This is a genomic window from Actinomycetes bacterium, from assembly GCA_036000965.1.
Classification (GTDB): Bacteria; Actinomycetota; CALGFH01; order CALGFH01; family CALGFH01; genus DASYUT01.
In genome coordinates, this window is the sequence record DASYUT010000307.1 from 1 (window position 1) to 6654 (window position 6654).

Below are 6654 nucleotides of genomic sequence, written 5' to 3' on the forward strand. Positions count from 1 at the left end.
CGGCAGTCTGAGGCGGTTGGCGAGTCGCCGTCGAAGCCAGAACCCGAGCAGGTGCGACCCGTTCGCCCGCTTGGTTCTCGCAAACCATCTACGGAGGCCGTCATCGGTGGCCAGCGCCGGTGGCAACCCACCGACACTTAGCCTCGATATTTCGTGCGCCCAGCCAGTTGGAGGTGATGCATACCTGATCCAACGACAAGCTCGTCGTCGCCTGCCGGTGTGAGTCCGGTCCGGGTAGCTGCCAGGAGGCCCGGTAGCAGGCTGGCGGCTCGGCCGGGGAACGGGCCGGGTCGAAGCCCAGCGTCAACAGCCCCATGGGGGAGGCGACTGAGCGGTCCGTAGCATCACGCGAAGCCTGCCGCGTCGTTAGAGGCCCGCCGGTTGGGTGGGGACAGGGAGTGCCGAGCCCCGGAAATCAGGGTGAAGGCCATGGAAGCGGTGAAGAGCCTGGACGTGCAGCCGCCAAGAACTCCCCGGCGTATGGGGCGCGGAACGCTCAGACGGTGACGGCGGGAACTGGGGAGGCCCTCCCCGGCCCGGCAGCCTGCGGAGTGCTGCTGGAGCGTCGCGCCCTATAACCGGACGACACCGGGAAGTGGGTGGCGGGCCGGGTGGGCGTCGGAGGCGGCCGTAGTACCGCCGGAGCCGGCGGACAACACAACCGCCGGTGAGGGAAGGGCCGCTGCTTCGTCGGTGCGCAGGGTGTGAGGAAGGGCTGGCGAGTGCCGTTGACGGCTAGGTCCGCCGAGCAGGACAAGCAGGGCAGGGTTCAAGCCTTGCAGCATGCGCTGTACCGGGCGGCCAAGGCCGATCCCGGGCGACGGTTCCATGCGCTCTATGACAAGGTCTACCGCAGGGACGTGCTGGAGCGCGCGTGGGAGCTGGTGCGCCGCAACCGGGGCGCACCAGGCATCGACCAGTTGACCATCCAGCAGGTCGAGCGGTACGGGGTTGACCGGCTGCTCGACAAGCTTGCCGTAGCGCTGAAGGACGGCGGCTATCGGCCGCTGCCGGCGCGTCGGGTGTTCATCCCCAAGCCCGGCTCGGCGGAGCAAAGGCCGCTGTCGATTCCGACGGAGCGCGTATAGCGCGAAGTCTCCCCGTCCGAGGGGAGGTTCGGAGTTCGTGGTTGTCACCCATCCGTTCCACCCGCTCGCCGGTCAGCGCCTCGAGGTGCTCTTCGAGCGGCGCATGCCTGCGGGGCTTGCCTACAGCTGTGATGGCGGTGTGTTGGGCAGGATGTTGTTGCCGGCGACGTGGACCGATCGCGAGGTGCCGGAGCGGTCGACCCGCCTGAGTTATGAGGCGCTGGTCGAGTTGGCCCGAGTGACCGCTGCGCTTCGCGGGTCCTGATCTGGCCGAGGGTGTTTGACTTCGGCGCCATCATCGAAGAGGATCTTGTGCAGAGATGGATAACAAGACAACGCATGCTCTGACGGAGCTCACCGTGCGCCAGCTCAAGACCCGTCGTCGTCGCCTGGCCCGGGGGATGCCCGATCTGGAAGCAGTCCTGCAGGGCTCGCTGGTTGCCCAGGGACGACGCTGCGGTAAGCAAGGATGCCGCTGCACCCGGGGCCAGTTGCACGGGCCGTACGTGTATCTCTCCCTCGCCCGCGGCCGGGCCGGCTCACGGCTCGTCTACGTCCCCTCCTGGCTGGCCGAGGAAGTGCGACGCCGGGTGGACGCGGCCGATGCGGCCCAGGCCGCGCTGGGGGAGGTCTCGGCCATCAACCTGGAGCTGTTACGCCGGCGGGAGCTCACGTAGGTGGCGCTGGCCTGCGCAGCCGAGATGGTGGCGCCCATCGCCAACATGGTCGAAGCCGCGCTGGCCTCCCGGCGTTCGCCGAACCAAGCACCAACGACCACGGTCCCGCCTGCGGGCGGTGCGGCCGACCAGGCCGAGCAGGGAGGAAACCATGCTGCGAGGCGAATCGAAGATCACCAGTTCACAGCTGGGTCGGGTGGCCATCATCTACGTGCGGCAGAGCACCCTGGCGCAGGTGCGGGGCAACACCGAGTCGACGGCGCGCCAGTACGGGCTGGCGGCCGAGGCGGCGCGGCTGGGCTGGGCGGCCTCGGCCATCGAGGTCATCGACGCCGACCTTGGCATCTCCGGCCGATCGGTGGAGGGCCGGGCCGGGTTCAAAGAGCTCGTGGCCAGGGTGTGTCTGGGCGAGGTCGGTGCCATCTTCGGCCTGGAGGTGTCCCGACTGGCCCGGTCCTCGGCCGACCTCGCCAAGCTGTTGGAGCTGGCCCGGCTGACCGAGACGCTGGTGGTGGACACCGACGGCATCTACGACCTGGCCGACTTCAACGACCGGATCCTGCTTGGGCTCAAGGGGCAGATGTCCGAGGCCGAGCTGCACATCCTGGCCGGGCGCCTGCAGGGGGCCAAGCGTGCTGCCGCCGCCCGAGGGGAGCTGCACTTCCCGCTCCCCGTCGGCTACGTCTACGACGACGAGGGGGCCACCGTGATGGACCCCGACGAGGAGGTCCACGCCGCGGTGGCTGACGTGTTCGCCGCCTTCGAGGCCACCGGCTCGGCCTACCAGGTTGTCGGGGCGTCCGCCGAGCGTCGGTTCCCCAAGCGCGCCTACGGCGGGTCCTGGGCCGGCGAGCTGCGCTGGGGACGGCTGACCTACTCCCGCGCCTGCGGTGTGCTGTCCAACCCCGCTTACGCCGGGGCCTACGTGTTCGGTCGGTTCCGCTCCCGCCGCGTCGTGGCCCCCGACGGCACCATCCGCACCCGCACCGTGGAGCTGCCACGGGCCGAGTGGGCCACCGTCATCGCCGGCCACCATCCCGGCTATATCACCTGGGAGCGGTTCCTGGTCACCGAGGCGCGCCTGGCGGCCAACCGGACCAGCGCCGGTGCCCGTCCCCCTCGGGAGGGTCCGGCGCTGTGTCAGGGGGTCGTGTGCTGCGGCGCGTGCGGGCGGGCCATGAGCACCTACCACGCCGGCGGGCATGACTACGACGACTGCGCCCACGCCCGCTCCGACCACACCGCCACCCCGGCCTGCCGTTCGGTGCGGGCCGACACGGTGGATGCGGCCGTGGCCGACTTGCTGCTCGGCGCGCTCTCCGGCGAGGAGGTGGCCCTCGCCCTGGCCGCCGCCGACGAGGTGACCAAGCGCAGGGCCCGCTCCACCCGGGCGGCCGAGCTGGCCGTGGAACGGGCCCGCTATCAGGCCGAGCGAGCCGAGCGAGCCCTGCTCGCCGTCGAACCGGAGAACCGCCTGGTGGCCCGCAGCTTCGAGAACCGCCTCGAGGCGCGGCTGTCGGAGCTGGCCGAGGTGGAGGCAGCCCTGGCAACCCAGCGGTCAGCCACGGCGCCCTTGCCGCCCCGCGCCGAGCTGGAGGCGGTCGTGGGCGACCTGGACGAGCTGTGGTCGGCGCCGACCACCTCGGCCCGGGACCGCAAACGCCTCCTGCGCACGCTGGTGGCCGACGTGACGCTCATCCCCGACCCGGACACGACCAAGCTGCGCATCGGCATCCACTGGCATTCCGGTTCGACCGAGGAGCTGGTGGTCCAACGGATGCGCCGGGTCACCGAGTGGCGACGCACCGCCCCCCAGGCCATCGAGCTCGCCCGCCGGCTGGGCCCCGAGATGGACAACGCCGCCCTTGCCGCCGCGCTCGACGCCGCCGGTCACCGGACGGGAGCGGGCCGGGCCTTCGACGCCGACGCCGTGTCCTCGCTGCGTCACTACCACGGCATCGGCGCGCCCGACCTCCTCGAGCCCGGCGAGCTCACCGTGCGCGACGTGGCCGGACGCCTCGCCGTGAACCAGGGGACGGTCACCAACTGGATCAACCGCGGAATGCTGCCCGCTCGTCGGGGCCTCCACAACCGCTGGTGCATTCCCTTCGGACCGGAGGTGGAGGCCGTCTGGCGTGAGCATGTCGCCGTCTCGCCCCACGTCCACACCGACACCGACCCCCGCCCGCCCCAGGCACACGAGCGCACCATCGCTCAGGTGGCCGACACGCTCGGCCTGAAGGCCGACGTCGTCTACCAGTGGGGCGCCCAGGGTCACCTGCCCACCAGGCGAGGCCAGGGCGGGCGCAAGTACATCGACTTCACCCCCGAGCTGGAGACCGCCTGCTACCAACGCATCCTCGACTCGGTCCACCTCCCAGCCACCGTCAAATCCAAAGCCCGGCACGCCCTGACAGGAGGCATCGTATGAAGCCACCGTCCCCGCGGTGGGTGACCGGATCGTGCAGGCGGCGGTGAAGCTGGTCCTTGAACCGGTGTTCGAGGCCGGTTTCCTGGCGTGCTCGTTCGGGTTCCGCCCGAGGCGGAGCGCGCACGACGCCTTGCAGGTCCTCATCGACGAGGCGTGGCGGGGCCGGCGTTGGGTGGTTGAGACGGATGCCGCCTCGTGTTTTGAGTCGATTCCGCATGAGGGGCTGGTGCAGGCGGTCGAGGAGCGGATCAGTGACCGTAACCTGCTGAAGCTGCTGCGCGCGATGCTGCGTGCTGGGGTGATGGAGCAGGGCGCGGTCCGTGGCAGCGTGACCGGAGCCCCACAAGGGGGTGTGGTTTCCCCCTTGCTCTGTAACGTCTACCTGCACCGGCTGGACCGGGCGTGGCAGACGCGCGGGGTGGGGGTGCTGGTGCGCTACGCCGACGATGCCGTGGTGCTGTGCCGGACCCGGCAGGAGGCCGAGCACGCGCTTGCGATGCTGACGGCGGTCCTGGCCGAGCTTGGTCTTGCGCTCAAGCAGGCCAAGACGAGGATCGTGCACCTGACCGAGGGTGGTGAGGGGCTGGACTTCCTCGGCTTCCACCATCGCTGGGTGCGCGCCGAGTCCAAGCGGCACCGGCACGTGCGGTTCCTTGCCCGCTGGCCCTCGAAGCAGGCGATGCAGCATGCCCGTGACCGGATTCGGGAGTTGACCGACCGGTGCCGGCTGCTGCTGCCGGTCGAGATGACTGTGCAGGACGTCAACCGCGTGCTGCGCGGCTGGTCGGGGTATTTCCGCTACGGGAACTCGGCCAGGCATTTCGACAAGATCAGGAGCTACGCGCTGTTGCGTCTGGTGCTGGTGGTGGCCAAGCGGCATCACCGGTCACGCGCGTGGGGCTGGTCGGTGGTCTGCTTCCAGATCCCGAACCAGCTCGGCCTGGTCGACCTGAACGGAACTGTCGTGGCCCCACGGCCGTTCAAGCCGTGGCGGGAGCGGCCGAATGCCGGCGGTGAACGGCGTCGGTGAGCCGTGTGCGGGAGAACCGCATGCACGGATCGAGGTGGCGGCGGGAGGAATCTGGCGTCGGGTGCATCATGCCGGAACGGCGCTGGCGCCTCCCGCCGACCCTACGCGAGTCGTGTGGTCAGGGGGCTGGTAATCAGGTTCGAGTGCGCTTTGGGGATTGACAGCTCACGCGGGCTCGACGCTTTGGCCAGGATCGGCCGACGCCGCAGAGCGCGGTCGATAGGTTCGACAGGATCAAACACGGGCCGGCACGTTGGGGTGGCCGCCACCGTGCAGCAGGGCGTGGCATGCGCTGGCGGGCATGGCGGCTGCTGCGAAGGAAACGACGGGTGAGCTAGCAGCGGGCGGGCAGGGCACGCAGCCTGGCGAACGCGGCGACCAGGTCGGTGGCCCAGGGCCAGGCGCGGTCCAGCCGCACGATCAGACGGCGGGCGTGGTGGACGATCCGGCCGGCGACGTGCCACAGCCGGAACCTGAGGGTCTTGGGCTCGGCGACCGCGAGGTCGCCGTCCAGCAGCAGCGCCTGCGCCCAGCAGACCAGGGTCTGGGCGGTCATGACCAGGGTGAGCCAGGCGTCGTTGGCGGCAAAGCCCCAGAAGGGCAGCTTGCGCAGGCCGGTGGCCGTGGCGGTGCGGATGCGGTCCTCGACGTGGGCGTGGGGGCGGTGGCGGGCCTCCAGCACGGCGGGGTCGGGGTCGGGCTGGTTGGTGATGAAGACCTGGAAGCGGTGCCCGTGCTGGTCGGTGAAGCCCATCTTGTGGCGGGCGCCGGGGTGGGGCCGCTCGCGGCGGCAGATCGCCCGGGTGCCCTCGGGCCAGCCCGCGCTGGCAAGGTCCAGGCCGCAAAGCTCGGCGACCCAAGCGCCACGGCCGGGGCCGCCCGTCTTGGTCCAGGGCGGGGGTGAAGGCCTGCTCGGGCAGGGCGAGGATCGCCGCTTGGACGCGCTGGTCGCAGTCGAACCCGATCGAGAACCAACAGGTTGCGGCGGACGAGTTCGTCGACGAAGGCGTGGGTGGCGCCGGCGGAGTCGGCGCGGACCAGGATCGGCCGCCCGCGGGCCGGCTTGGGCAGCGCCAGCAGCGCCATCGCCAGCACGTCCACATGGTCGGCGGCGGTGTTGGACCCGGCATTGCCGGGTCCAAGGATCATGGCCAACGCCTCCCCGGTGCCGTCGCCGCGGTCCAGCCAGCAACCCAGCGGGTGGAACCCGAACCCGTGCTTGTAGGTCGGCGCCGCGCCCTGCTTGTCGGAGTGGGCGTCCACCAGGGTCGCGTCCAGGTCCAGCACCAGCGGCCCCGCCGGTGCCGCACCCAGCGCCCACGCGCGCTCCCGCGCGCGGGCCAGCGCCGACCACAGCGCCGCGATCCCGCGGGGGTCGGCGGCGACCTGCCCGATGATGCGCCAGGCGGTCGGGGTCGAGCAGACCTT

At 71.0% G+C, this 6654-nt stretch carries 6 protein-coding genes and 1 pseudogene; 5 read left to right on the top strand and 2 right to left on the bottom strand.

Features of this window, described 5'->3' with window-relative positions; translation table 11 throughout:
- The first annotated feature begins 776 nt into the window (after positions 1–776).
- The 5 genes from VG276_27440 to ltrA all read left to right on the top strand — a co-directional run bounded on the left by VG276_27440 (position 777) and on the right by ltrA (position 5226).
- The gene (locus VG276_27440) at positions 777–1088 is read left to right on the top strand and encodes a hypothetical protein (protein HEV8653023.1); all 312 of its coding nucleotides are present in this window, start codon (positions 777–779) and stop codon (positions 1086–1088) included.
- Positions 1089–1125: 37 nt separating this feature from the next.
- Positions 1126–1353: a DUF5372 family protein gene (locus VG276_27445; protein ID HEV8653024.1), complete on the top strand. Its 228-nt coding sequence runs from the start codon at positions 1126–1128 to the stop codon at positions 1351–1353.
- Positions 1354–1408: 55 nt separating this feature from the next.
- Complete coding sequence (locus VG276_27450; GenBank protein HEV8653025.1) at positions 1409–1765, top strand: DUF6788 family protein; 357 nt, start codon at positions 1409–1411, stop codon at positions 1763–1765.
- 151 nt (positions 1766–1916) lie between these two features.
- The gene (locus VG276_27455) at positions 1917–4196 is read left to right on the top strand and encodes a recombinase family protein (protein ID HEV8653026.1); all 2280 of its coding nucleotides are present in this window, start codon (positions 1917–1919) and stop codon (positions 4194–4196) included.
- A 16-nt stretch (positions 4197–4212) separates the two neighbouring features.
- Positions 4213–5226 (top strand): group II intron reverse transcriptase/maturase, encoded by a 1014-nt coding sequence (ltrA, locus tag VG276_27460; protein HEV8653027.1) that lies wholly within the window; start codon positions 4213–4215, stop codon positions 5224–5226.
- Positions 5227–5560: 334 nt separating this feature from the next.
- Here the strand turns inward: ltrA and VG276_27465 are convergent, their stop codons facing one another.
- Both VG276_27465 and VG276_27470 read right to left on the bottom strand, forming a co-directional pair.
- On the bottom strand, positions 5561–6064 hold the full coding sequence (locus VG276_27465) for a transposase (GenBank protein ID HEV8653028.1): 504 nt from the start codon (positions 6062–6064) through the stop codon (positions 5561–5563).
- 164 nt (positions 6065–6228) lie between these two features.
- Positions 6229–6624: pseudogene (locus tag VG276_27470) on the bottom strand (transposase).
- Positions 6625–6654 lie beyond the last annotated feature (30 nt).